Origin of the sequence: Pseudomonas sp. QC2, assembly GCF_002859085.1 — a bacterium.
GTDB classification, from domain to species: domain Bacteria; phylum Pseudomonadota; class Gammaproteobacteria; order Pseudomonadales; family Pseudomonadaceae; genus Aquipseudomonas; species Aquipseudomonas petroselini.
The window spans coordinates 310722-336014 of the sequence record NZ_PKKS01000003.1 but is presented as its reverse complement, the minus strand read 5'-3'; the positions used below and the strand labels follow the sequence as shown (position 1 = coordinate 336014).

23 protein-coding genes are annotated in these 25293 nt (G+C 62.7%); 10 read left to right on the top strand and 13 right to left on the bottom strand.

Annotation, left to right across the window (positions count from 1 at the left end):
- Positions 1–286: 286 nt before the first annotated feature.
- Positions 287–1924, bottom strand: coding sequence for an AMP-binding protein (locus QCBJ_RS03035; RefSeq protein ID WP_102060108.1), 1638 nt, complete (start codon positions 1922–1924; stop codon positions 287–289).
- Between the two features lie 149 nt (positions 1925–2073).
- On the opposite strand from QCBJ_RS03035, the gene QCBJ_RS03030 reads away from it, so the two are divergent.
- Genes QCBJ_RS03030 through QCBJ_RS03015 form a run of 4 tightly spaced genes read left to right on the top strand, consistent with a single transcriptional unit; the run spans position 2074 to position 7600 of the window.
- On the top strand, positions 2074–3237 hold the full coding sequence (locus QCBJ_RS03030) for an isovaleryl-CoA dehydrogenase (RefSeq protein WP_043205557.1): 1164 nt from the start codon (positions 2074–2076) through the stop codon (positions 3235–3237).
- 11 nt (positions 3238–3248) lie between these two features.
- A complete protein-coding gene (locus QCBJ_RS03025; protein ID WP_046035553.1) occupies positions 3249–4856 on the top strand; it encodes a carboxyl transferase domain-containing protein in 1608 nt (535 codons plus the stop codon).
- Positions 4857–4871: 15 nt separating this feature from the next.
- Positions 4872–5678 (top strand): gamma-carboxygeranoyl-CoA hydratase, encoded by an 807-nt coding sequence (locus tag QCBJ_RS03020; protein ID WP_046035554.1) that lies wholly within the window; start codon positions 4872–4874, stop codon positions 5676–5678.
- Entirely contained in the window at positions 5675–7600 is a 1926-nt protein-coding gene (locus QCBJ_RS03015) for an acetyl/propionyl/methylcrotonyl-CoA carboxylase subunit alpha (protein WP_102060107.1), read from the top strand. Before QCBJ_RS03020 ends, QCBJ_RS03015 begins: the two co-directional genes overlap by 4 nt.
- On the opposite strand, the gene QCBJ_RS03010 is transcribed toward QCBJ_RS03015, so the two are convergent.
- Positions 7597–8229, bottom strand: a complete 633-nt coding sequence (locus QCBJ_RS03010; protein ID WP_046035555.1) for a LexA family transcriptional regulator — start codon at positions 8227–8229, stop codon at positions 7597–7599. The genes QCBJ_RS03015 and QCBJ_RS03010 overlap by 4 nt on opposite strands.
- 131 nt (positions 8230–8360) lie before the next feature.
- On the opposite strand from QCBJ_RS03010, the gene QCBJ_RS03005 reads away from it, so the two are divergent.
- The gene (locus QCBJ_RS03005) at positions 8361–8711 is read left to right on the top strand and encodes a DUF6124 family protein (protein WP_046035556.1); all 351 of its coding nucleotides are present in this window, start codon (positions 8361–8363) and stop codon (positions 8709–8711) included.
- Positions 8712–9177: 466 nt separating this feature from the next.
- Positions 9178–10329, top strand: a complete 1152-nt coding sequence (locus QCBJ_RS02995; RefSeq protein WP_043205559.1) for a M14-type cytosolic carboxypeptidase — start codon at positions 9178–9180, stop codon at positions 10327–10329.
- A gap of 129 nt (positions 10330–10458) precedes the next feature.
- On the opposite strand, the gene QCBJ_RS02990 is transcribed toward QCBJ_RS02995, so the two are convergent.
- Complete coding sequence (locus QCBJ_RS02990; RefSeq protein ID WP_012725017.1) at positions 10459–10998, bottom strand: cytochrome b; 540 nt, start codon at positions 10996–10998, stop codon at positions 10459–10461.
- Complete coding sequence (locus QCBJ_RS02985; protein ID WP_093541471.1) at positions 10995–12077, bottom strand: catalase family peroxidase; 1083 nt, start codon at positions 12075–12077, stop codon at positions 10995–10997. Before QCBJ_RS02985 ends, QCBJ_RS02990 begins: the two co-directional genes overlap by 4 nt.
- A 167-nt stretch (positions 12078–12244) precedes the next feature.
- Here QCBJ_RS02985 and QCBJ_RS02980 point away from each other — a divergent pair, with 167 nt between their 5' ends.
- Both QCBJ_RS02980 and QCBJ_RS02975 read left to right on the top strand, forming a co-directional pair.
- Positions 12245–12751 carry a sigma-70 family RNA polymerase sigma factor gene (locus QCBJ_RS02980; RefSeq protein WP_043205560.1) on the top strand — a complete coding sequence of 169 codons (507 nt, stop codon included), beginning with the start codon at positions 12245–12247 and terminating at the stop codon, positions 12749–12751.
- Positions 12748–13485 (top strand): anti-sigma factor, encoded by a 738-nt coding sequence (locus QCBJ_RS02975; RefSeq protein ID WP_102060105.1) that lies wholly within the window; start codon positions 12748–12750, stop codon positions 13483–13485. The genes QCBJ_RS02980 and QCBJ_RS02975 overlap by 4 nt, the downstream gene beginning before the upstream one ends.
- Here the strand turns inward: QCBJ_RS02975 and QCBJ_RS02970 are convergent.
- The 7 genes from QCBJ_RS02970 to QCBJ_RS02940 form a co-directional block, all read right to left on the bottom strand.
- A complete protein-coding gene (locus QCBJ_RS02970; protein WP_093541466.1) occupies positions 13482–14459 on the bottom strand; it encodes a spore coat U domain-containing protein in 978 nt (325 codons plus the stop codon). The genes QCBJ_RS02975 and QCBJ_RS02970 overlap by 4 nt on opposite strands.
- Positions 14450–16807, bottom strand: a complete 2358-nt coding sequence (locus QCBJ_RS02965) for a fimbria/pilus outer membrane usher protein (RefSeq protein ID WP_046036935.1) — start codon at positions 16805–16807, stop codon at positions 14450–14452. The genes QCBJ_RS02970 and QCBJ_RS02965 overlap by 10 nt, the downstream gene beginning before the upstream one ends.
- Before the next feature lie 71 nt (positions 16808–16878).
- Positions 16879–17667, bottom strand: a complete 789-nt coding sequence (locus tag QCBJ_RS02960; protein WP_012725023.1) for a molecular chaperone — start codon at positions 17665–17667, stop codon at positions 16879–16881.
- Positions 17668–17692: 25 nt separating this feature from the next.
- The gene (locus QCBJ_RS02955) at positions 17693–18181 is read right to left on the bottom strand and encodes a spore coat U domain-containing protein (protein WP_102060104.1); all 489 of its coding nucleotides are present in this window, start codon (positions 18179–18181) and stop codon (positions 17693–17695) included.
- A gap of 2 nt (positions 18182–18183) precedes the next feature.
- Entirely contained in the window at positions 18184–18726 is a 543-nt protein-coding gene (locus QCBJ_RS02950; protein ID WP_102060103.1) for a spore coat protein U domain-containing protein, read from the bottom strand.
- Between the two features lie 18 nt (positions 18727–18744).
- Positions 18745–19287: a spore coat protein U domain-containing protein gene (locus QCBJ_RS02945; RefSeq protein WP_015884701.1), complete on the bottom strand. Its 543-nt coding sequence runs from the start codon at positions 19285–19287 to the stop codon at positions 18745–18747.
- A complete protein-coding gene (locus QCBJ_RS02940) occupies positions 19281–19769 on the bottom strand; it encodes a spore coat U domain-containing protein (RefSeq protein ID WP_175538050.1) in 489 nt (162 codons plus the stop codon). The genes QCBJ_RS02945 and QCBJ_RS02940 overlap by 7 nt, the downstream gene beginning before the upstream one ends.
- Positions 19770–19993: 224 nt before the next feature.
- Between QCBJ_RS02940 and zapE the strand changes: the two genes are divergently transcribed.
- Both zapE and QCBJ_RS02930 read left to right on the top strand, forming a co-directional pair.
- Positions 19994–21088, top strand: coding sequence for a cell division protein ZapE (zapE, locus tag QCBJ_RS02935; RefSeq protein WP_102060102.1), 1095 nt, complete (start codon positions 19994–19996; stop codon positions 21086–21088).
- Between the two features lie 39 nt (positions 21089–21127).
- The gene (locus tag QCBJ_RS02930; RefSeq protein ID WP_102060170.1) at positions 21128–22420 is read left to right on the top strand and encodes a protein kinase; all 1293 of its coding nucleotides are present in this window, start codon (positions 21128–21130) and stop codon (positions 22418–22420) included.
- A gap of 1156 nt (positions 22421–23576) precedes the next feature.
- On the opposite strand, the gene QCBJ_RS02925 is transcribed toward QCBJ_RS02930, so the two are convergent.
- Both QCBJ_RS02925 and QCBJ_RS02920 read right to left on the bottom strand, forming a co-directional pair.
- Entirely contained in the window at positions 23577–24284 is a 708-nt protein-coding gene (locus QCBJ_RS02925) for a YebC/PmpR family DNA-binding transcriptional regulator (RefSeq protein ID WP_015884705.1), read from the bottom strand.
- Positions 24285–24384: 100 nt separating this feature from the next.
- Entirely contained in the window at positions 24385–25242 is an 858-nt protein-coding gene (locus QCBJ_RS02920; RefSeq protein WP_046035630.1) for a LysR substrate-binding domain-containing protein, read from the bottom strand.
- Positions 25243–25293: the final 51 nt, after the last annotated feature.

Sequence of the window (25293 nt, the reverse complement as noted above, 5' to 3'; positions counted from 1 at the left end):
TCAGGTAGCTACCCACTGGTTGGATCGATAACGAAGAAGCAGATCAGCGCTCAAAAAAATACGTTTGCTCTTGACCCCGAATGGGGGTCGCCCAAAACAGCGGTAAAGGGTAACGGTTGCCAAAAACAACAATAGACCGCCCCTCAATAATAAAAAAAGAGCACGCAACGACAAATTAAAGGGGACCCTCGGGTCCCCTTTGTGCTTTCTGCGTTTCGTTCATGTGTTGATTCACCGCAGCCAACATGTGAGGGAGCAAGCCCCCTGCCTCATGGGTTCTGTGGTGTTATTGAGACTGCGTGCGCAGCTCTTCGATGGTGATTTCACGCATGCGGAATTTCTGGATCTTGCCCGTGACCGTCATGGGGAATGCCTCCACGAACTTGAAGTACTTGGGCGTCTTGAAGTGCGCAATGCGGCCCTTGCACCAGGTTTGCAGCTCAAGCTCATTGGCCACATGACCGGGATGGAACTTGATCCAGGCGACGATGGCTTCACCGTAGCGCTCATCCGGAATGCCGATGACCTGCACATCCGCCACCGCCGGGTGGGTGAAGAAAAACTCCTCCAGCTCACGCGGGTACACGTTCTCGCCGCCGCGAATGATCATGTCTTTGTTGCGCCCGGCGATGCACACGTAGCCGTGGGCGTCCATGCTCGCCAGGTCACCGGTGTGCATCCAGCCGGCGTCGTCGATGGCCTCGCGGGTGGCGTCGGGGTTGTTCCAGTAGCCGAGCATCACGCTGTAGCCACGGGTGCACAACTCGCCGATCTCGCCGCGCGCAATCGTATTGCCATCGGCGTCGATGATCTTGTTTTCCAACTGCGGCTGGGTGCGCCCGACGGTGGTCACGCGGCGTTCCAGGTCGTCATCCGCTCCGGTTTGCAAGGACACCGGGCTGGTCTCGGTCATGCCGTAGGCAATCTGCACCTCGCTCATGTGCATCTCGCTGATGACCCGGCGCATCACTTCGATGGGGCACGTAGAGCCGGCCATGATGCCGGTGCGCAGGGTGGACAGGTCAAAGTCGCCCAGGCGGGGGTGATCGAGCATGGCGATAAACATGGTGGGCACGCCGTACAGGCCTGTGGCGCGCTCCTCGGCGACGGCGGTGAGGGTCAGCAGCGGGTCGAAGCCGTCATTCGGGTAGATCATGGTGGTGCCGTGGGTGATGCAACCGAGGTTGCCCATGACCATGCCGAAGCAGTGATACAACGGCACCGGGATCACCAGGCGGTCCTGCGCGGTGAGGCCCAGGCTTTCGCCGACCATGTAGCCGTTATTGAGGATGTTGTGGTGGCTGAGGGTGGCACCTTTGGGAAAGCCGGTGGTGCCGGAGGTGTACTGGATATTCACCGGTTGATCGAAATGCAGAGCGGCCTGGCGGGCATGCAGTTGCTCGAGCGGGATGCCTGCACCGCGCGCTGCCAGCTGCGACCAGGGCAGGAATCCCGGTGGCGGGTTGGGGTCTAGGCTGATCATGCCGCGCAGGTCCGGCTTCAGCGCCTGCAGCATCGCGTGGTAATCGGAAGTCTTGAACGACCCGGCACACACCAGCCACTGGCAGCCGGACTGCTTGAGCACGTAGTCCAGTTCACTGCTGCGGTAGGCCGGGTTGATATTGACCAGGATGACCCCGAGCTTGGCACTGGCGATCTGGCTGATGCACCACTCGGCGCAATTGGGCGCCCAGATACCCAGGCGGTCGCCGGCGTGCATGCCCAAGGCAAGAAAAGCGCGGGCGTGTACATCCACCGCCTCGGCCAACTGCCGCCAGGTGTAGCGAAGCTGCTGGTGGCGCACCACCAGGGCCTCGCCGTCAGGATGCTGCGCAACCGTGCGATCAAAGGCCTGGCCGATGGTCATGGCCAGCAAGGCTTTGTCTTGAGGGCCACGGCTGTAGCTCTGATTCGATTGATCCATAACGACCCCTGTTGTCTTTTTTGTAGGTTGACGTAAACGTAAACTACGATTGACAGCGCCGCAACGCAAGCTTACGTTAACGTAAAGGTGAGCGCCCTCCCCTGGCGCGCCCTCCACACAAAAACAATGCTCACATTAAGGTGCCTGTCATGAGTTACCCGTCCCTGAACTTCGCCCTCGGTGAAACCATCGACATGCTGCGCGACCAGGTGCAGTCCTTCGTGGGCAAGGAAATCGCGCCCCGCGCGGCCCAGATCGACATCGACAACCTGTTCCCCGCCGACCTGTGGCGTAAGTTCGGCGATATGGGCCTGCTGGGCATCACCGTGCCGGAAGAGTACGGCGGCGCCGGCCTGGGTTACCTGGCCCACGTGGTGGCCATGGAAGAGATCAGCCGGGGCTCGGCGTCAGTGGCGCTGTCCTACGGCGCGCATTCCAACCTGTGCGTGAACCAGATCAACCGCAACGGCAACCACGAACAAAAACTCAACTACCTGCCCAAACTCATCAGCGGCGAACACGTCGGCGCCCTGGCCATGAGTGAGCCGAATGCCGGCTCCGATGTGGTTTCGATGAAACTGCGCGCCGATAAACGCGGCGACCATTACGTGCTCAACGGCAGCAAAACCTGGATCACCAACGGCCCCGACGCCAGCACCTATGTGATCTACGCCAAGACCGACCTGGAAAAGGGCCCTCACGGCATCACCGCGTTCATTGTCGAGCGCGACTGGAAAGGCTTCAGCCGCAGCAACAAATTCGACAAACTGGGCATGCGCGGCTCCAACACCTGCGAACTGTTTTTCGATGACGTGCAAGTGCCGCAGGAAAACATCCTCGGCGTGCTCAATGGCGGCGTCAAAGTGCTGATGAGCGGCCTCGACTACGAGCGCGTGGTGCTGTCCGGCGGCCCCACCGGGATCATGCAGGCGTGCATGGACCTGATCGTGCCCTACATCCACGACCGCAAGCAGTTCGGCCAGAGCATCGGCGAATTCCAGCTGATCCAGGGCAAGGTCGCCGACATGTACACCCAACTCAACGCCAGCCGCGCCTACCTCTACGCGGTGGCCCAGGCGTGCGAGCGTGGCGAGACCACGCGCAAGGACGCGGCCGGGGTGATCCTCTACAGCGCCGAACGCGCCACGCAAATGGCCCTTGATGCCATCCAGATCCTGGGCGGCAATGGCTATATCAATGAATTCCCGGCCGGGCGCCTGCTGCGTGACGCCAAATTGTATGAGATCGGCGCCGGCACCAGTGAGATCCGCCGGATGCTGATCGGTCGCGAACTCTTCAACGAAACCCGCTGAAGGAGCGCACCATGGCCACCTTGCACAGCCAGCTCAACCCCCGCTCGGCGGAGTTTGCCGCCAACAGCGCGGCGATGCGCCAACAGGTCGACGCCCTGCACACCCTGCTCGCCCACGTGCAACAAGGCGGCGGCGCCAAGGCCCAGGAGCGGCACACCTCGCGCGGCAAACTGCTGCCTCGCGAGCGCATCAATCGCTTGCTCGACCCCGGCTCGCCGTTTCTTGAACTCAGCCAACTGGCCGCCCATCAGGTGTACGGCGAAGACGTACCGGCCGCTGGGGTGATTGCCGGGATCGGCTGCGTGGAAGGCGTCGAATGCATGATCGTCGCCAACGACGCCACGGTGAAAGGCGGTTCCTACTACCCGCTCACGGTCAAAAAACACCTGCGCGCGCAGACCATTGCCGAGCAGAACCGCCTGCCGTGCATCTACCTGGTGGACTCCGGCGGCGCCAATCTGCCGCGTCAGGACGAAGTGTTTCCCGATCGCGAGCATTTCGGCCGGATCTTCTTCAACCAAGCCAACATGAGCGCCCAAGGCATCCCGCAGATCGCCGTGGTGATGGGCTCGTGCACTGCCGGCGGCGCGTATGTGCCGGCGATGGCCGACGAAGCGATCATGGTGCGCAACCAGGCCACCATCTTCCTCGCGGGCCCGCCGCTGGTGAAAGCCGCGACCGGTGAAGTGGTCAGCGCCGAAGACCTCGGCGGTGCCGATGTGCACTGCAAGGTCTCCGGCGTAGCCGACCACTATGCCGACAGCGATGAACACGCATTGGCGCTGGCCCGCCGCAGCGTGGCCAACCTCAATTGGCGCAAACAGGGCGAGTTGCTGCAACGCCCGCCCGTGGCGCCGCTGTACAGCAGCGAAGAGCTGTACGGCGTGATCCCGGCCGACGCCAAGCAGCCCTTTGATGTGCGCGAAGTGATCGCACGCCTGGTCGACGGTTCAGTGTTCGATGAGTTCAAGGCGCTGTTTGGGACCACCCTGGTGTGCGGTTTTGCGCACTTGCACGGCTACCCGATTGCGGTCCTGGCCAACAACGGGATTCTGTTCGCCGAAGCCGCGCAGAAGGGCGCGCACTTTATCGAGCTGGCCTGCCAGCGCGGCATTCCCCTGTTGTTCCTGCAGAACATCACCGGCTTCATGGTCGGCCAGAAGTACGAAGCCGGTGGCATCGCCAAGCACGGCGCCAAGCTGGTCACCGCTGTGGCCTGCGCCAAGGTGCCGAAGTTCACGGTGATCATCGGCGGCAGCTTTGGCGCGGGTAACTACGGCATGTGTGGCCGCGCCTACGACCCACGTTTCCTGTGGATGTGGCCGAATGCACGCATTGGCGTGATGGGCGCCGAGCAGGCGGCCGGTGTGCTGGTGCAGGTCAAGCGCGAGCAGGCTGAACGCGCGGGCGTGGGATTCAGCGCCGAAGAAGAGGCGGCAATCAAGCAGCCGATCCTCGACCAGTACGACACCCAGGGCCACCCCTACTATTCCAGCGCGCGCCTGTGGGATGACGGCGTGATTGACCCGTTGCAGACCCGTGACGTGCTGGCGCTGGCCTTGTCCGCCTCGCTGAATGCCCCCATCGAGCCGAGCCGCTTCGGCGTGTTCCGCATGTAAATGGAGCCGTACCCCATGAGCGATTTCAATACCCTCGAACTGATCACCGACAGCCGTGGTTTTGCCACGCTGTGGCTTAGTCGTGAAGCCAAGAACAACGCGTTCAATGCCGAGATGATCCGCGAACTGATCATCGCCCTCGACCAGGTGCAAGGCGATCCGTCCCTGCGTTTTCTGGTGCTGCGCGGGCGCGGCAAACACTTCAGCGCCGGTGCCGACCTGGCCTGGATGCAGCAATCGGCCGAGTTGGACTACCACACCAACCTGGACGATGCCCGCGAACTGGCGGAGCTGATGTACAACCTGGCCAAGCTGAAAATCCCGACCCTCGCAGTAGTGCAAGGCGCAGCCTACGGTGGCGCGCTGGGCTTGATCAGTTGCTGTGACATGGCAATTGGCGCGGATGACGCGCAGTTCTGCCTGTCGGAAGTACGCATCGGCCTGGCGCCGGCCGTGATCAGCCCGTTCGTGGTGCAAGCCATCGGCGAACGCGCGGCGCGGCGCTATGCCCTGACCGCCGAGCGCTTTGGCGGCCAACGCGCGCGGGACATCGGTTTGTTGGCGGAGAGTTACCCGATTGGCGAGCTGGACCGTCAGGTCGAACAGTGGATCGCCAACCTGCTACACAACAGCCCGGCGGCGATGCGCGCCAGCAAGGACTTGCTGCGCGAAGTGGGCAACGGCGCCCTCACCCCGGCCTTGCGCCGCTACTGCGAAAACGCCATCGCGCGTATTCGCGTGAGCGCCGAGGGCCAGGAAGGCTTGCGCGCCTTCCTGCAAAAACGTCCACCGAGCTGGCAGCCTCAGGAGCCGCGTTCATGACAACATTGACGACCGTGCTGGTGGCCAACCGAGGCGAGATTGCCTGCCGGGTGATGCGCACCGCCAAGGCGATGGGCCTGACCACCGTGGCGGTGCACAGCGCCATCGACCGCGATGCGCGTCACAGTCGCGAGGCGGATATTCGTGTCGACCTGGGGGGCAGCAAGGCCACTGACAGTTACCTGCAAATCGACAAACTGATCGCCGCCGCCCAGGCCAGCGGCGCCCAGGCGATTCATCCGGGTTACGGTTTTTTGTCGGAGAACGCCGGGTTTGCCCGCGCCATTGAAGCCGCTGGCTTGATCTTCCTCGGCCCACCCGCCTCGGCGATCGATGCCATGGGCAGCAAGTCGGCGGCCAAGGCCCTGATGGAAACCGCCGGTGTGCCGCTGGTGCCGGGTTATCACGGCGAAGCTCAGGACCTGGACACCTTCCGCGCCGCCTGCGAACGCATCGGCTACCCCGTGCTGCTCAAGGCTACAGCCGGTGGCGGCGGCAAAGGCATGAAGGTGGTCGAGGACGTCAGCCAATTGGCCGAGGCGCTCGCGTCGGCCCAGCGTGAGGCGCTGTCGTCCTTCGGCAATGGGCAGATGCTGGTGGAAAAATACCTGCTCAAGCCGCGTCATGTGGAGATCCAGGTGTTTGCCGACCAGCATGGGCATTGCCTGTACCTCAATGAACGCGACTGCTCGATCCAGCGCCGCCACCAGAAGGTGGTCGAGGAAGCGCCCGCGCCGGGGTTGAGCGTTGAACAACGCAAGGCCATGGGCGAAGCTGCCGTGCGTGCAGCACAGGCCATCGGTTATGTCGGCGCCGGTACGGTGGAGTTTTTGCTGGACGCGCGCGGCGAGTTCTTCTTCATGGAGATGAACACGCGGCTGCAGGTGGAGCATCCCGTGACCGAGGCGATCACCGGACTGGATTTGGTGGCCTGGCAGATTCGTGTCGCCCAGGGCGAGGCTTTGCCGATCACCCAGGAGCAGGTGCCGCTGATCGGCCATGCAATCGAAGTGCGACTGTATGCCGAGGACCCCGCGAATGATTTCCTGCCGGCTACCGGGCATCTCGCGCTGTACCGCGAATCCACGCCTGGGCCAGGGCGCCGGGTGGACAGTGGCGTCGAGCAAGGCGACAGCGTGTCGCCCTTCTACGACCCCATGCTCGGCAAGCTGATTGCCTGGGGCGAGGACCGTGAACAGGCGCGGCTGCGGTTGCTGGGCATGCTGGATGAGTTTGCCGTGGGCGGGCTGAAGACCAACCTGGGCTTTTTGCGGCGCATTATCGGGCATCCGGCGTTCGCGGCGGCCGAGTTGGATACCGGGTTTATTCCGCGATATCAGGACGATTTGCTGCCGGCGCCCGGGGAACTGGGCGATGAATTCTGGCAAGCCGCAGGCGCGGCCTACATCCAGAGTTTGCCGCCGGGTGAAGGGCCTTGGGCGGATAAGCGTGGGTTTCGTGCTGGATTGCCGGCCGAGGTTTCGCTGCATTTGATCTGCAACGGCCAAGATCGGCTGGTCACTCTGGCCGCGGACGGCGCCCAGCTACGCGGCGAACAGCTGCTGATCGAGCAACAGGGCGTGCGTCGCAGCCATTTGGCGGTGCGCCATGACCACACGGTGTATCTGCGCTGGGACGGCGAGATGCAGGCGGTGACGCTGTTCGACCCGATTGCAGCAGTCGAGGCCAACCAGTCCCACCAAGGCGGCCTTACCGCGCCGATGAACGGCAGCATCGTGCGGGTGCTGGTGGAGGTCGGACAAAACGTGGAGGCCGGCACGCCACTGGTGGTCCTGGAGGCCATGAAGATGGAACACAGTATCCGCGCGCCCCAGGCTGGAGTGGTCAAGGCGCTGTTCTGCCAGGAAGGTGAAATGGTTGCAGAAGGTTGCGCGCTGGTGGAGCTCGAAACGGCTGGCTAGAACTTCGCCGTGGCTTGAACCACCACGCCGAGGATGCGGCATTCGTCAGTGAACAGCCGTTTCGGGTAGGTGGGATTGAGCGGCACCAGGTAAAGCTGGCCGCTCTCTTCCAGCAACTGGCGGAAGGTCGCGTGTGGGCTCTCGGCCCATTGGGCGACCACCAGCTTGCCGGGCTCGGCCGCGATGGCCGGGTCTACCAGGATCATCATGCCCGCACTGACACTCAGGCCGCTGGGGGCGGTCATGGCGTCGCCTGTGACCGGCAGCCAAAAGGCGTCGCCCTGGGCGTGATAATCCGTCAGTTCGAAGCGGGACACGCCATAAGGCGCCCGTTCTTCGCGCACCTCGCACACCCCTCTCCAATCGCTGACCGGGTAGCGGTAATACGGGTTGTAGTTTTTCTCCGGTGGGGCTTCCTCGGCCCGCTCGCGGATATCCAGTGCGACTTCAAGGTACCCCAGCCCCAGCGCCGCCAGGACCCGGTTCATGTCCACCAGGCTTGGCGCCCGCCGTTTGTTGAGCCAATGGCCAACGCCGCCCTGGGACATGCCCAAGCGCTCGGCCAACTCCCCTTGTGTGACCTTGCGGTCTTCCATGTTGGTCCTGACCAACGCAATCCAGTTATCCATGGGGCTGACAATACGTCATGGAGTTTTCAGGGCAATAAACAGTTTGTAGTAATCCATAAAACGACATAAATACGATACGTACTATCATCGGACATAAGGTTTTCGACACCCATCCGGAGTACCGCCCCCCCATGACGACCAGCCCCAACTTCCTGCCTGAAACCGCTGAAGACACTGAACTGCATGACCTGCGCCATAGCGGTGCCGCCAAGCGCGCGCTGGATTTTTACTTGAAAGAAGATAGTTCGGAATCATTTCCGGATGGAGCCCTATTCACCCTCAAGCCAGGCATCAGCCAGGAGGAAGCCCTGATACACGCTTCAGACCTGCTGCGCAGCGCCGCGGCCACCGCCTATGAATCAGCAAGCAGCCATCAGGGCAATCATCGTGACCTGGCGTTTTCCGTGGTGTATTTGATTGATATGGCGAAGGCGATGGTGGAGCGGTCGTTGCAGGTGCCAGTGGCTCAGGCAAACGGGTAACCGGCGCGGAAGAAAAATATTTCTATCTCACGGATAAAAACATTTGACTTGCAAATGATAATGATTATTATTGGGTTCAGCTGATCGCGAGATCAGTCGATAGACCAAGGGACCTTAGGTCGGACTCTTGGAATATCTCCTCATCAGGCTAATCACGGTTTTTGACCCGGCTCTTTGGCCGGGTCTTTTTTTTGCCGGTTTCCCCGGCATGGCTTCAGGCTAATGAAGACTGTGTGTTGCTCGATGGCGCGCATGGTAGCAAAAGACAATCGCCGAAAGAAAGTCGGTCGAGCGCTCTGGCTCACATCTTTGCGAAATAGCGCTTGAGAATCAATCTCATAGATTCTAAGCTGCGGCGGCGTCACGGATGACGCCCCCCCTTCCCCCAGCAACAATTTTGCGTCCAGCCTTTACCAGACTCCTGTGTAATATGGCGCCACAACACTCATATTCAGGCACCCAGACTATGACCGTGGCCTTGACCTCCATCAAAATCAGCACCGACTTCGACAGTGGCAATATCCAGGTACTGGATGCCCACGATGCCTATCAGTTGTTGCTGGCAATCAAACCCGACACGCGCAGCCCACACTTCCAGTGGTTCCACTTCAAGGCCGAAGGCATGCACGTGGGCCACACCCACACGTTCCGCCTGAGCAACGCGAGCAAGTCTTCCTACCCGCACGCGTGGAGCGGCTACAACGCCGTGGCCTCTTACGACCATATCAACTGGTTCCGGGTGCCTTCGCGCTTTGATGGGGAAATCCTGCACATCAGCCTCGAAACCCGCGAGAAACACGCCTGGTTTGCCTACTTCGAGCCCTACAGCCGCGAGCGCCACGACGCATTGATCGACAAGGCCCTGAGCCGTGCCGGCACGAAGCTGCTGGCCACCGGTAAAAGTGTCGAAGGCCGTGATATCCAACTGCTACGTCGCGGCAAAGGCGGCGAAGGCCGCCGCAAGATCTGGATCATCGCCCAACAGCATCCTGGCGAGCACATGGCCGAATGGTTTATGGAGGGCATCATCGAACGCCTGCAGCAGGACGGTGACGCCGAGCTGAAAAAACTGCTGAAAGTCGCCGACCTGTACCTGGTGCCCAACATGAACCCGGACGGCGCCTTCCACGGTCACCTGCGCACCAACGCCATGGGCCAGGACCTTAACCGTGCCTGGCAGAGCGCCAGCCAGGAGATCAGCCCGGAAGTGCTGTTCGTACAGCAGCAAATGGAAACGTACGGCGTCGACCTGTTCCTCGATATCCACGGTGACGAGGAAATTCCCTACGTGTTCACCGCGGGCTGCGAGGGTAACCCCGGTTATACCCCGCGCATCGAGGCGTTGGAAAAACACTTCCGCGGCCACCTGAGCGCGCTGACCCGCGACTTCCAGACCACCTACGGCTACACCCGCGACCTGCCGGGCGAAGCCAACATGACCCTGGCTTGCAACGCGGTAGGCCAACAATACGACTGCCTGTCGCTGACCCTGGAAATGCCATTCAAGGATAACGACGACGCGCCCGACCTGCACACCGGCTGGTCAGGCAAACGCTCGATGCAGTTGGGCAAGGACGTGTTGAGTACGGTCGCTGATATCGTCGACGTCCTGCGCTGAGGTTGTGGCTTGCTTGCGCGGGGCTGCTTAGCGGCCCCAATCCTGGCGCGGCGATGCTTCAGAGGCATCGGCTGGGCCTATTTTGGGCTGCTTCGCAGCCCAGCGCGAGCAAGCTCGCTCACTACAGGGTTAGTGTTTGGAGCCGGTCATGCTTTGCAGTACGCCATCGCGTCGGACCAACCCATGGAACAGCGCCGCCGCCAGGTGCAAGAGCACCGTCAGGAACAACAGGTAGGCGAGAAACCCGTGGGCCTTGCGCAGCACCGCGAACAGCGGCGCATTCGCCCCCACCAGCGCCGGCAACTGCACCGAACTGCTGAGCATCACCGGGTCGCCGGCCGCCGAAATCATTGCCCAACCCAGCAGCGGCAGCACCAGCATCAAGGCATACAGCACCAGGTGGGACGCCTTGGCCGCCAGCACTTGCCACAGCGGCAAGTCGGCTGGCAACGGCGGTTGGCGAGTGGAAAAACGCACCACCAACCGCACGATCACCAACGCCAGAATCGCAATACCCAGCGGCTTGTGCAGGTGAATCAACCACTCATGCCGCTCCGACACCGAAGCCGCCAGGCCCGCGCCGATAAACAGCATGGCGATGACCATCAGCGCCATCAGCCAGTGCAACAGACGCGCCAAGGGGGCGAAAAACCGGGGTTGGGCATTCATGGCTTCGACTCCTGAGGGGCGCTATGCAACGGGCTGACTTCACCGGCACGGCGCAGGTACGAGCTCGCGTACGCTGCCGAACGTGCCGCCAGCAGGGGGTCATTGGAGGCTTCAATGCCACTGGGCAAAATCAGCGGATCAAAGTTGATATCACGGCAAGCACCGTCCGCTTGCGGCTGGCTGCTTTGCAAGACCAGGGTGCCGGCGTTAATGACCTTATGCTCGCCGGTCCAGGCCTTGCTCGCATCGTCCAGCGGGTCGCCGGGGTTGGCCAGGGTCATGCTTAACTGCCAACGCAGCGGCCCGGCAGACAGGCGCTGTACCAGGTCTTTCTCGAGGAAATCACTCCCCGCTGGCGCGGTATCGCCCGGTGCGTCTTGACTCAGGGGTACGACGCCCCAACGCACGGCCTGGCGCTTGCCATCGGCCCCCACCAGGTAAAACGCGTTGATACCGTTGTAGGTTTCGGTCGCATAACTGGCCGAAGGCTTGGCGGTCTTGACCCATGCCAGAAACGACGCGGTCTCGGGATGGGCGGCAAAGAACGCTGGCATACTCGCCGGGTTCGGTTTGCCGGTGGCGGGCTCCGGTGCGCCGGCCTTGAGCATCTGGTAGAACGCCTCGGGCGTGCCCACCGGGAACACCGGCATGCTGTTCATGCCGGTGCGCCACTGCTGGCCGTTGGCCTGGCTGAATTGCACGGCAAAACTGCGGATCGGTACACTGCTGTCCGGCGCATAGGGGTTGCCACTGGGCAACGCAAACCGACCGATCAGCGGGGTCTTGGCCGCACTGAACACCTGGGCGCTGGAGTAGGCGCGGGCTTCGGCACTGCTCTCGAAATACCCCGCCACGCACACGCCCTTGGCATGGTTACGTCGGAAGCCGGGGTGCACGCCATTGTTGGTTTCCAGGGCGTTGACCAAGGTTTTCGGGCGCAGGCGCTGTGGGTCGAGGGTGCCATTGACGTAGGCAAATGCCCCCGCCACAACCGCAACCACGGCACCGATACCCGCCAGGCGCGCGATCAGGCTCGCAGTGCTCAACGGGGGACGGGGCGGTGATGAGTGATCTACCATGAAGGAACTCCAGGGCCAAAGGCCTTAGGGGTGAACATAAGGTCGGAGCATTAAGACGAACGCCGATCCGCTCTATTCCCGGGCCGTGGATTTATTTCCCAACACAGGGAATAACCTTCAACGCCGCACGTCTCTCTAGTCCCAGCGTAGTGACCCGCCAGACGCCCATGCATGAACTCGACGAACAGTTACGTGAACTCATCCCCAGGCTACGGCGCTTTGCCGTGTCCCTGACCCGTAACGCCAGCAGCGCCGACGACCTGGTGCAGTCGACCCTGGAGCGGGGGATCATCAGTTGGGCCGATAAACGCATCGAAGGCGACTTGCGCGCCTGGCTGTTCTCGATCCTCTACCGACAATTTCTCGATGCCCACCGCCGCACCCGGCGCTACGCACGCATGCTGGAGTTCTTCACCGGACGCGACGATGTGCAACCGTCGGTGGAACGCACGGTGATCGCCCAGTCGACCCTGCAAGCCTTCGATCAACTCAGCACCGAGCAGCGCGCGCTGCTGCTGTGGGTCTCCGTCGAAGGCTTGAGCTACAAGGAGGTCGCCGAGATCCTCGAGGTGCCCATCGGTACCGTGATGTCGCGCCTGTCGCGGGCACGCCAAGCCCTGCGTCAACTCAGTGATGGCGAAATTGCCAGCCCTTCCCTGCGGAGACTCAAATGATCAGCCTGCCCCCCAGCGAACGCGATTTGCATGCCTACGTCGATCATCAACTGCTGGAGAGTGATCGCCGTGTGCTTGAAACCTATTTGGCCGCCCACCCGGACGTTGCGGCTCAGGTCCACGCCTGGCAGCACGATGCACAGTTGCTGCGCGCGGCATTGGGCGGTGCGCTGCAACAGCCGGCCAACCCGGACCTGGACCCGGCGCTCATCCGCCAACGCATCAAGCACCAGTCGCGTCGTCACTTCGCCACCGCAGCCGTGCTGCTGATCGCCGTCAGCCTCGGCGGCCTCGGCGGCTGGCACGCCCGTGAAGCCACCCAACCGCCCCTGCTGCCAATGGCCGACGCGATGCAGGCGTTCCGCTTGTTTGCCCAGGACGGCATCATGCCCGCCGACTACAAGGTCCAGGGCGACGGCACGATGCAGGCCTGGCTCGACCGCTACTTCAACCAGGCGCACCGCCTGCCTGACTTGAGCGCATCGGGCTTCACGCCGGTCAGCGGGCGCTTGCTCACCACCGAGCAAGGCGCGGCGGCCATGGTGCTGTACGAAGACCGGCAAGGGCGGCGCATCAGTTTCTACATCCGTCCACCGGGTCCCGAAAACGGCTTCCTGCCCCGTGGCAGCCGCAGTGCCGATGGCTTGCAGGCCCAATACTGGTCCGGCGCCGGCTACAACTATGCGGTGGTCAGCCCGGTGGGTCAGCCCACACCACCGATGCAGACGTTCTAAAAGCCCACGTCGAGTACCACGTTGTCGAGATAGGTACCCGCGGGTGGCGTGTTCTGGTCGGTGTAGACCCTGGCGTTGTAGTTGAACACCTGGCTACCGGTGCCCAGGCCGTTGCCGGGGTTGATTTCGGCGGTGGAGCTGTCGCGACGCGCTGCGCCCACGCTGCCCCAGCGGGTGGTCCCGGCGCTTTTGAAGATGTCGTAGGCCAGGTAGTTGCCGCCGGACACCATGCGCCGTCGCCCGCCCACGCTGAGCGGGTTCTGGCCGTCACTCAGGCCGACGCTGTAGGCGCTGCCTTTGGTGCAGGAAATGCTGGTCTGCCCGGTCACGGTGGAGAACCCACTGACAACCGGCGCGCTGCCAAAGCTGATATTGGGCGCGGTGATCTGGCAGTCATTGGTGACGGTCATGCTCACGGTCAACGCTGCCGTGCCGCTGCCGATGTCGCGGCCCAGGCAGATACCTCCAATGCCGATCCCCGAGCAGTAGTTCCAGTTCCAGGCAATGTTCAAGGTCTCGGTGTACAACCCCGCAGCAACGTTGCTGCCGGTGATGCTGCTCACGTACAGCGGTACGGTTTTTGTCCCAGGCCCCGCGATCAAACCGATGCCTTGGGCAATGCCCCCGGCTCCACCGAATTCAAATTGGGTACCTCTGGTTATCGGGAAACTGGTGCTGTTGCTGCCGTAAATCGTATAGCCGATGACATCGCCGGTTGGCCCGACCATCCCGGTGTTGGAGGAGGTGATCGTCGCGTAGAAGTGGTCGGAGGACACCAGCAGCGAAATCAACGCCGAGGCGCAGCTCAACCCTGCGTTGGCCGTCGAACTGGCCTGCGCCGCCGTGCGCACCGTCATTGAGCTGATCGAACCGAAACTCGCCGGCGTCGTGGTCACCACCGAACACAGCGCCATGGCCTGGCCCGAAAACACTACGCCCACGACACACAGCCACCCCATTCCCCTCATTGGCATACCAACGGCCCGATCAGCGGCACATCCTGTTGTTGCTCATCGATATCAAACCGCGCCTGGCAGGTACGCCCTTCGCCCAGCGTGACGTGCAGGGTGTTATGCCCCGAGAGATTTTCCAGGTACACCAGGCCATCCCAGCCGACCACCGCCTGCTGGTTGCTTTGCTCGTGCACCACCAGGCTGCCCAGGGGCAACTCCTGATGCTGGGTGTCCACCAGGGTGACGCTGGCCGCGAGTACCCGGCGCAATGGAAACTCCAGCAGGTAACCGCTGCCACGCCGCACCGACACACGCTGTTCCACATTCGGGCTCTGCACGTTGAGCGGCAGGTTCAGCGGATCGATTTCATACTTGGCGCGGTAATACGCGCTGCTCCACGGCACCAGAAGATGGCCGTTACGGTCGGTTTCGCCCACCAACTGGTTCTCGTAGCGCACCGGAATCCCGGCGAACCCCTGGGTACTCACCACCACAAAGGCATCGTTGATGCGGTTGGCGGCAAAGGCGTCGCCGCCCATCCACACCAGCGAGCCGCTGGCATCCGCCCAACGCGTCTCGGCATCGCTGCTGCCGTATACGCCAGCCTGCAACTGCACCGATTGCAAACGCCACGTCAGGTCGGCCTGCCGGTACGCCGGGCCAGCGCCCTGGGCATAACCGAGGTTGTAGCCTACCCCGCCTTCGCTGGGCACCGCGTGGCTGTAGTTGAGGCGCTGGCGGCTGGCGCCCTCCTTGCTGCGCTCGGTGCTCAGGGCCAGGCTGCCGTTGAGATCAAACGGAATCACAAGTTGCGCCTGCATCGCCCAATTGCTGTCGCCGATCTCACGGTTGGCCGACAGGTAGAAACTGGTGTTGCGCCACAGCGGTTTGCTCCAGCTCAGGTTGAGCAGGCGCGTGCGCGAATCGTCCGCCGCCTGCACGTCGAAATACCCCACACCCAGGCTGCCGAAACGCTCAAGGTTGAGGCTCAGGGTTACCTGCTCGCTGCGCTTGCTGAGGCTGGCGTAAGGCGTGTCGACCAGGGTCAGGTCGGCGTACGCTTCGTGTCGCTCCACCCGCTGATAGGACAGGCTGTAGCGCGTGCTGTTGTACTGATACCCCAGGCTCAGTTGCTGGCCGGTGCGGCCTTCAAACTGGCTTTGACTGACGGCCGTGTTGAGCACGCCGAAGTTGCCCAGCCGCAGGTTGCCGCCCAGGCCGCCCAGGGTCAGGTCGCTGGACGCTTCGGCATGGGTTTCCAAGGTCAGGTTGTCGGAATACCCATAACGAAAGGTGCCGCTGGCCACACCCGAACCATAGGCAAAATCCTTCAGGGCGTACTCCCGGCGCAAGGTACCGGCGGCCACCGAGAAATCCGTCAGACCCTGTTGCAGCAACGTGCTGGTCACATAGAACGGCACGGTGGTCGAGACCTGGCGACCCAGGGCGTCGGTGGTCACCACCACGGCTTCGCCCGCTCCGTTGATAAACGGCACATTGGTCAGCGTGTAAGGCCCTGGTTGCAGCAGTGCGCTGTCGGACTTGTAGCCGTTGATAAACAGGTCCACCGACGATGGCACCGCAGCCTCACCGGCAAATTGCGGCAAAGGATAGGTCACCAGGTCCGGGCGCACCGCAAAGTCCCGCGACAGTTGCACGCCGCCCAGGCGCACCGAACTGCTCCAAGGCAAGGCGCCGCTGATCACGTCACCGGCCTCGTAGGTCAGCAGCTGCTCATCATCGGAGAAACGCCAGGTGGTGTCGTAGCGCCGGTAGCCGTTGTTGAGCGTACTGCTGCCGACCCCATCGGCCAGGGTCTGGCGGTACTGACCGGTATTGGACAAGGTGCCCCAGTTGTCGAACAGCCGCACTTCGTTCCAGGCGGCGAGGTAGCTGCCGCCTTCGTCGGTGTCGTTGAAATACAGGTCATAGTTGAGCAAGGCGCCGAAGCTGCTCATCGCCTGGGTACGCGGATAGGTGTTGCGGTTGCCGATGAATTGCGCCTGCAGCCACGACGGTGGCACATCCAGCAACAGGCGCTGTCCATGGCTGTCGTACTCGCTGTGCAGGCCGGGGATCTGGTCCAGCGCCACACTGCCACTCGGTTCACCGGGCAGCTTCATGCCCACATCCTGCAGCGCACTGGCCGGCACGTAGAGTTGCCCGGCCCGTTGATCGACCGCAATAACACGGCCGGTGTCCATCTGGTTGACCACCAACTCCAGAAACAACTGTGCATCGGCGACAGCCTCCATACTGCTCGGGGGCGGTGGCAGGTCGCCAGCCACGCCCGGAAGCGCAATTATTGCGCCGCCCAGCCCGCTTACCACCGACAGCCATATACCACGAGCCAGACCACGACTCATCATGGCGTTGTGTCCTTCAATGGACATCTCCATCCGTTTAAAACCCGGGGCTTCCCAGCCCCGCTACCCTGCGGTTATCGCTTCGGCGCCAGGTTCTCCAATTGCGGCGCACCGTTGATCCTGACCTGCAGCGGCTGGTCGGCCGACAACGTATCCGGCACCGGCCAGCGCATGGTTGCGCCCGGCAGTACGTAGCCCAACAGGCCGTCCACCAACGGCCGCGTCTGCCCACCCTGCTTGAATGACGCATCGGTGAGGCGCGCATGCACGGCGCCCTGGTTGCGCACTTCGATGTAGTTGCGCCCTGCCACCGTGACCTTGTGCCAGCTCAGCTCCGGTTTGCCGGCGCCCTTGGGGTCGCGCTGGCGCGTGCTGTCGTCCTTGCTCCACAGGCCCGCGCCGTAGGCAAACAGCGGCACCGAATAACGCATCTGAAAGCGGATCGCCGCTGCCGTGTTCTTGCCTTCCGGCGGCGTGGGTACCTGCAAGGGTGAAGGGATTTCATCGATGATGATGCGGTAGGCCAACTCTTGCCCAGGCGGCACTTCACGGGTACGGGTCAGGCGTACCAGTTGTTTCTGCCCCGGCTCGATCCGCGCTACGGGAGGGCTGCCGATCACCTCGCGCTGGTTTTGGTATTGCTCGTCGAAGCCGCTCTGGCTCCAGGCAAAGACGCGAATCTGCAAGCTCGCGGTTTCGGTCCCACGGTTTTCCAGCCACAGTGCGCTGGCCTGTTGATCGGCCTCCAGCACCGGATCGATGGGCCAGATCAGCACCGAGCTGGCCGCTTGCACTAGCCCTGCCGTGCACGCGGCACTCAAGGCAAGACCCGCGGCCCATAGCCGCCGGGAAGGTGAACGCATAACCCCACTCCTTATACCAATAGCCTTACCACGTCAGCTGCACTTGCAGCGTGTCGCTGTACGTCCCCCCAGGCTGATTGCCCGGCAATTGCACCCGCCCGTAGATCGGCAGGCTGATGGTGTTCGCATCGCTGTAAGCCACGTTGACGCTCTGGCCGATCCCCAGGCTCTGGCTGAACGCCGCATCCCGAAATAACTGATACGCCACCCGCGCACTGCCGCTGTTGAGCTGCAAATTGCGCCCGGTGCTGCTGTGCAGCCCGCCGTCGACGCTCATGCTCAGCGCCACCCCCGGCGTGCATTGCAACGTGACGCCCGCTGTCAGCGCCGCCGTGACGGTGCTGGTCGCCAGGGCCGAATGACTGCCGTAGGTCAGCGCGCCGTAATTGGAGCTCCCGCCCACAATCAGGCAGCCAGGGGTGATGGTCGCGCTCACCTGGAAGCTCTGGCTGGTCACCGCCGATAACGGCAGCGGCACCGCCAGTGCACAGACCAGCAACGCTCTGAACCACATCGCTAGAACGTCAGTTCCACGGCCACGGTGTCGGTGTAGGTGCCTGCCGGCAGCCCCGCCTTGCCCACCGCCCGACCGTAGAGGCTGACGGTCTGCGCCACGCCGGTACTGGCGGCGAGGGTGATCACGCCGTCGATCGCCAACAACGCGGAGTGGCCGCTGTCGGTGTAGAAGTCGTAAGGCACGAAGTTGCCCGCACCGTCGGCCAGCGCACGGCTGCCGCCTGGGGAAGCGCCGTCATGCGCACCGGCGCGCACCTTGACGGCTGGCGTGGTGCCACTGGAACACAGGATCGACAATCCGCCACCCGTACCGGTACCGCCGAGCAACTGCGCATCGGCGTTGGTGAACAGGCTGTTGGTGGTGCCGAAGTTCAAGCTACCGAAGTTCAGGCCGGTGGCCGCTCCAGAGCCGTTGACCTGACAGCTGGAGATCAATATCAGGCTGGACGTGATCTGCCCGGTCACCGTGGTTGCCGCGTTGAGGCTGGAGGCCATCGCTAGGCCCAGCGCGCAAACGCCTAATCGAGAAACAAGTACATACATGGTTTCCATCCTCTTGAGTTACCAGTCCAGTGTCACCGTCAACGTGTCGGTGTAGATCCCTGCCGGTAAGGCACTGGTATTGGCGACCACGGAGCCAAACACCGGGATCGGTATCTGGGTGCCCTTGGCCACGACAAAATTGTGTTGCTGCCCGATGCTGTAGGTGCTGTGACCCTGCGGGTCGGCGGACAGGCGATAAGGAATCATCTGGCGCCCATTGCTCAGGCGCCGGGTGGTGCCATCGCCGTTGGTACCGCCGTCGATGGTCACGGTGAAGCTCGAGACCGAGGGGTTGCACGACACCGCCAGTGGCGCCTTGTCGCCCGCGGTGACGCCAGCGCCCAGCGGGTTGCTCCAGGTCGGCCCTTGGCTGCCGAAGTCGAGCATCGCCGTGCCGCCCGTGGGGTTGACCGGCGCGCTTTCAACCCCTTTGCTCACTTCGCAACTGGCGGTGATCACCAGCCGCGCCTGGATCAGCCCGGTGGCGGCAGCCGCCTGCGCGTCATCCGCCAGCACCAGCAGACCGCCCATGACCACCAGGGCCATACAGCGGCTTACCATGTCACCGTCACCTTGAGCAGGTCGGTGTAGCGGCCGACGGCGGGGATGTCTTTGAGCGGTTCAATGCGGCCGTAAAGCGGCAGGTCAACAAAGCCTGCGTCCGGCACCCGGCCGCTCAGCGGCACGTCCACCGGCAACGGCACGCGCCGCGCGGCGTCGGCATACAGGCGATAGGGAATGGGTTGGGTCGAAGGGGTGGCGCTCAGGTAGCGCACTTCACCGGTGCCGCCATGCAGGCCACCGTCCACGCGCACTTGATACGGCGTGTCGGGGTTGCACTCCAGGCGCGGCTGGCGCTGGCTGATCAACGCCGCACTCAAGGGCCCTGCCGGGTCGTTGAGACGCGGGCCGCTGCCGAAATCCAAGATACCCAGTTGCTCGATGCCAGCCTCGCGGGTGGTACCCACCAACTGACAGCCCCGCTGCACGTCGATACGCACCTCCACCTGGAGTTGTGCGCCGTAAGCCGTGCTGCAGAGCATCGCGCCCATGACTGCCAATACTGCTCGTCCCTTCACTGCCCCAAATCCTTGTACAGGAATTACTCCTTTGTAGGAGGTTAGACACTCAGCGAGAAACTGCCAGTCTGGACAGGATTACCTTCGTGACAGGCTTTTTCGAGATAGCGGGCAACGCCCTTCTCTATTGGTCAAAACGCGGCGAGCGCCCTAAAGTGAGCAACCACTGAACTATAGAGTGACTTGCATTGGCCGCGCTTTCCTTGATCCGTCGCCTGCTCGGTAAACACACCGCCCCCCTCGACGCCTCGCCCATCCCCGCGTTCTTTCAGCAAAAGGCCGAACAACAGGGTTACACCCTCAGCACCGGTCAAACCCGAGCCATTGCAGCATTGGCCCGGGAAACCCAGCACTTGCTCGCCGGCCAACCCGCCCGCAGCCTGTACCTGCACGGACCGGTGGGGCGCGGCAAAAGCTGGCTGCTGGACGGTTTTTTCCAGGCGTTGCCGATTGCGCAGAAGCAGCGCGTGCACTTCCATGACTTTTTCGCCCAACTGCATCGCGACATGTTCACCCACCGTGAGCAGGACGATGCCCTGGCCGTGGCCCTCGATGAACGGCTGGCAGATTGCCAGGTGCTGTGTTTCGACGAATTCCACGTCCACGATATCGGCGATGCCATGCTGATCACGCGGCTGTTCAAGGCCTTGTTCGAGCGCGGTGTGCTGGTGCTGGTGACGTCCAACTATGCGCCGCAGGGCTTGCTGCCCAACCCCTTGTACCACGAGCGATTCAAGCCGGTGATCGACCTGATCGACGCGCGCATGGAGGTGCTGGAGGTCAGCTCGCCGCAGGACTTTCGCAGCCTGCCCCAGGCGCAGAGCGCGCAACGTTTTACCAGCGGTCAGTACGTATGGCCGGGAACCGCAAGCCAGCGTGCAGCACTTGATCTGCCCGCTGCGGACTGCCCGCCCCTGCCCTTGGCCGTCGGCCACCGGACCTTGATGTGCCGGCGCCACGCGGGACGCAGCGTTGCCTTCACGTTCAACGACCTGTGCGAACAACTCACGGCGGTCATGGACTACCTGCTGCTGTGCCAGGACTACGATCACTGGGTCATCGACGGCCTGCCTCAACTGGCGGAGTGTCCGATTGCCGTGCAACAGCGGTTTATCAACTTGGTGGACGTGCTCTACGACCGGGACAAGCACCTGGTGCTTATCGGTGAGCAGCCCCTCGACATCGCCTTGGGCGGCCAGGCCATCGACCTCGCCCGTACTGCCAGCCGTCTCGGGCAGTTGCAACAGACCTGCCCGCAACCGGTGCCCGACCCGGTATCATGAGCGCCATTTACGCCTTCTTGCCGAGTGACCGCGCCGTTCATGAATACCCTCGCCCAACTCAAGGCCGGCCAATTGGCCGGCATCACGCGCCTGGACCTGTCCTGCGGGCTGACCGAATTCCCCCGGGAAATCTTCGAACTGGCCGACTCCCTGGAAATCCTCAACCTCAGCGGTAACGCCCTGAGCCGCCTGCCCGACGACCTGCACCGCCTGCCGCACCTGCGCGTGCTGTTCTGCTCGGACAACCTGTTCACCGAGCTGCCGGCCAGCCTGGGCCAGTGCGCCAAGCTGAGCATGATCGGCTTCAAGGCCAACCGGATCAGCCACGTGCCCGCCGCCGCATTGCCGCCCCTGCTGCGCTGGCTGATCCTGACCGATAACCGCATCAGCCAGTTGCCGAGTGAATTGGGCGAACGGCCACTCCTGCAAAAGCTGATGCTGGCCGGCAACGAGCTGACGCACCTGCCGGAAAGCCTGGCCAACTGCCACAACCTCGAATTACTCCGCATTGCCTCCAACCGCTTCACCCGGTTACCGCAGTGGCTGCTGACGCTGCCCAGCCTGACCTGGCTGGCCTATGCCGGTAACCCGGTGGAAATGGCCGTCGAGGTGGCGGGCGATGAGACTACCGCGAATATTCCCTGGTCCGACCTGGCACTGGCCGAAGTCCTCGGCGAAGGCGCTTCCGGCGTCATCCGTAAAGCGCTGTGGAGACCGTCGGGCAAAGCCGTCGCCGTCAAACTGTATAAAGGCAGCATCACCAGTGATGGCTCGCCGCTGCACGAAATGCAGGCCTGCATTGCCGCCGGCTTGCACCCCAACCTGATCAAGGTCGAGGGCCGCGTTGTCGGCCACCCTGACGACCAGGCCGCACTGGTGATGGAGCTGATCGACCCGAGCTACCGCAACCTCGCGGCCTTGCCGAGCCTGGCCTCGTGCACACGCGATATCTACGAAACGGGCGCTTGCTTCAGCCTTGAAGTGGCGCTGCGCATGGCACGCGGGGTCGCGTCGGTAGGCGCGCATCTGCATCGGCATGGCATCACCCATGGCGACCTGTATGGCCACAATATCCTCTGGAATGAAGCGGGGGACTGCCTGCTGGGGGATTTTGGCGCGGCGTCGTTCCATGCCACGGCGGAAACCCTGGAGACCAAAGCGTTGCAGCGTATTGAAGTGCGGGCGTTCGGCGTGTTGCTGGGGGAGTTGTTGGAGCGGGTTGAGGATCAGGTGAGTGATGGACTGGTCGCGCTGCAAATAAGCTGCTGTCAGCCCGATGTATTGGCGCGGCCGGGGTTCGATGAAATCGAATTACTGCTGAACCGGGGCTGAAACCCAATCCAAATGGGGGAGCTGGCTTACCTGCGATGTCGGCGGGTCAGCTACAACCAAGCTGACTGACAGACCGCTGTCGGCGCATAGAGCGTAACCACGATGCGAAGCGAGCCGCTCTTGATCGTGATCTTGATCTCGCTTTTGATCTCAGGCGCACCGTCAAACACGCTGGCCGGAATTCGACAGGGATTTGGGGGGGTAAACCGGCAGGGATGCCGGTTTAGCCGCCCCGCGCCATGGATGGCGCGTGGCGGCGGCCCCCCAAATACCTGTCGGATTACGGGCACACCGAGCGTGAGCGAGGTGCCGAGTGTTGGGGCAAGAGCGTTTTGCTTACTTTTGCGCTTTTCAAAAGTGAGCCGCCGTAGGGGCGGAACCCATAGCGGCCGTTACCTAAATAACGGATATGTACCCGGTCTGATCCAACATCCTGATCGTCTACCAGGCCGCCAACGGGAGCAAGCTCCCTCGCCACAGGTCCAGCGCCATACACAGAGTGGTGTAGATACCGAGGCCCCGATGGCGCTGAATCAGTCACCTGATGAATCGACTGACACACCGCTATCGGGGGCAAGCCCCCTCCCACATTTGGATCGAGGTCTAACCGTTAGATGGCGCTCGTCTACCAGGCCGCCAACGGGAGCAAGCTCCCTCGCCACAGGTCCAGCGCCATACACAGAGTGGTGTAGATACCGAGGCCCCGATGGCGCTGAATCAGTCACCTGATGAATCGACTGACACACCGCTATCGGGGGCAAGCCCCCTCCCACATTTGGATCGAGGTCTAACCGTTAGATGGCGCTCGTCTGCCAGGCCGCCGGCGGGAGCAAGCTCCCTCGCCATAGGTCCAGCGCCATACCCAGAATTGTGTAGATACCGAGGCCCCGATGGCGCTGAACCAGTCACCTGAGGAATCGACTGACACACCGCTATCGGGGGCAAGCCCCCTCCCACATTTGGATCGCGGTCTAACCGTTAGATGGCGCTCGTCTGCCAGGCCGCCAGCGGGAGCAAGCTCCCTCGCCACAGGTCCGACGCCATACCCAGAATGGTGTAGATACCGAGGCCCCGATGGTGCTGAATCAGTCACCTGAGGAATCGACTGACACACCGCCATCGGGGGCAAGCCCCCTCCCACATTTTTTACCGTGTTTCAGCCAGCCAGGCCGACGAACATATCCTGCACGTCATCGTGGTTGTCCAAGCCTTCCAGGAAGGCTTCCACTTCCGCCATCTGCTCATCGCTCAAACCGCTCACCGGGTTCTTCGAGATATAACCCAGCTTGGCCGACAGCACGGTGAAACCCTGCTCAGGCAAGGCTTTCTGTACGGCATCGAGGTCGGTGGTCTCAGTGATGAACAGGGTGGTGCCCTCTTCTTCGCCGTCTTCAAAATCCTGTGCGCCGGCTTCGATAGCGGCCATTTCCGGGTCGGCGTCCGGGCTGTCCGGCGAGGCTTCGATCAGGCCGACGTGGTTGAAATCCCAGGCCACGGAACCAGAGGCACCGAGTTGGCCCTTGCGGAACGCTACGCGGATTTCCGCCACGGTGCGGTTGATGTTGTCGGTCACGCACTCAACGATCAGCGGCACCTGATGCGGGGCGAACCCTTCATAGGTCACGCGGTGGTACTGCACGGTTTCGCCGAGCAGACCGGCGCCTTTCTTGATGGCGCGTTCCAGGGTTTCCTTGGGCATCGAGGCCTTTTTGGCCTGTTCCACCACCAGACGCAAGTGGGCGTTGGTCGCGGTGTCGGCACCGTTGCGGGCGGCGATGGTGATTTCTTTCACCAGCTTGCCGAAGATCTTGCCCTTGGCATTGGATGCCGCTTCTTTATGTTTGACTTTCCACTGTGCGCCCATGACTCACTCTCTATTCGTCCATCGCGCCGAAACGTCTACTGGCCGGCGCTTTGGGGGCAGAGTTTATAGCGCAAGAACACATCGTTCCACCAAAAACCGATCAGGGCGTCAACGCGAAAAAGGCCTGGATCAGGCGCAACGAGCGGCGCCGCTCCAGGCAACCGAGCATGTGCCGATTGACCAGCCCATCAGCGTGCAGGGGAATCGCTTGCACCCGTGGGTCCGGGCTGACCTCCATCGACGACACCACCCCAACCCCCAACGCGGCGGCGACGGCCTCGCTGACCGCCTCGCGACTGTCCAATTCCAGCAGCACCTTGGGCTGCACACCCGCCGCCACGCAGGCGTTGTCAAAGGTGCGACGAGTGATGGAACTGGGCTCGCGCAGCACCATGATCACCTCATGCAACTGCTCCAGGCGGATACCTGCCGCCGACGTGGCCCACGCATGGCCCGCCGGCACCAATGCGCAGATACGCGACTCGCTCAAGGGTTGCAGGTGCAAACCATTGCGCGGTTCCACCTCGGTCAGCACCGCCACGTCCGCATGTTCGGACAACAGTGCGGCCAGGGTTTCCTGGGCATTGCCCAGGCGCAGGTTCACGGTGATCCCAGGGTAACGCGCACGCAGGCTGGCGATCATCGGCATCACCAGGTGCGGTCCGTCAGCCGCCACTTCCAGGCGCCCGGTGAGCAATTGGCGGTTGGCCTCCAGCAGGGTCTGAGCTTCATCCACCAGGCCAAAGATCGCCCGGGTGATCGCCGCGAGGCGTGCGCCCTCTTCCGTCAACTCGACACGTCGCGCGGTGCGGCGCAGCAACGGGATCTGGTAATGCTCTTCAAGGGCCTTGATGTGTCCGGTCACCGCCGGCTGGCTGATAAACAACCGCGCCGCCGCGCGGGTAAAGCTGCCCTCACGGGCCACGGCATCGAATGCACGCAGTTGGAACAGGTTCATGGCTATCGGCCTCACTGATAGCTCGCATAAAAACAAACAATTTGATTGATG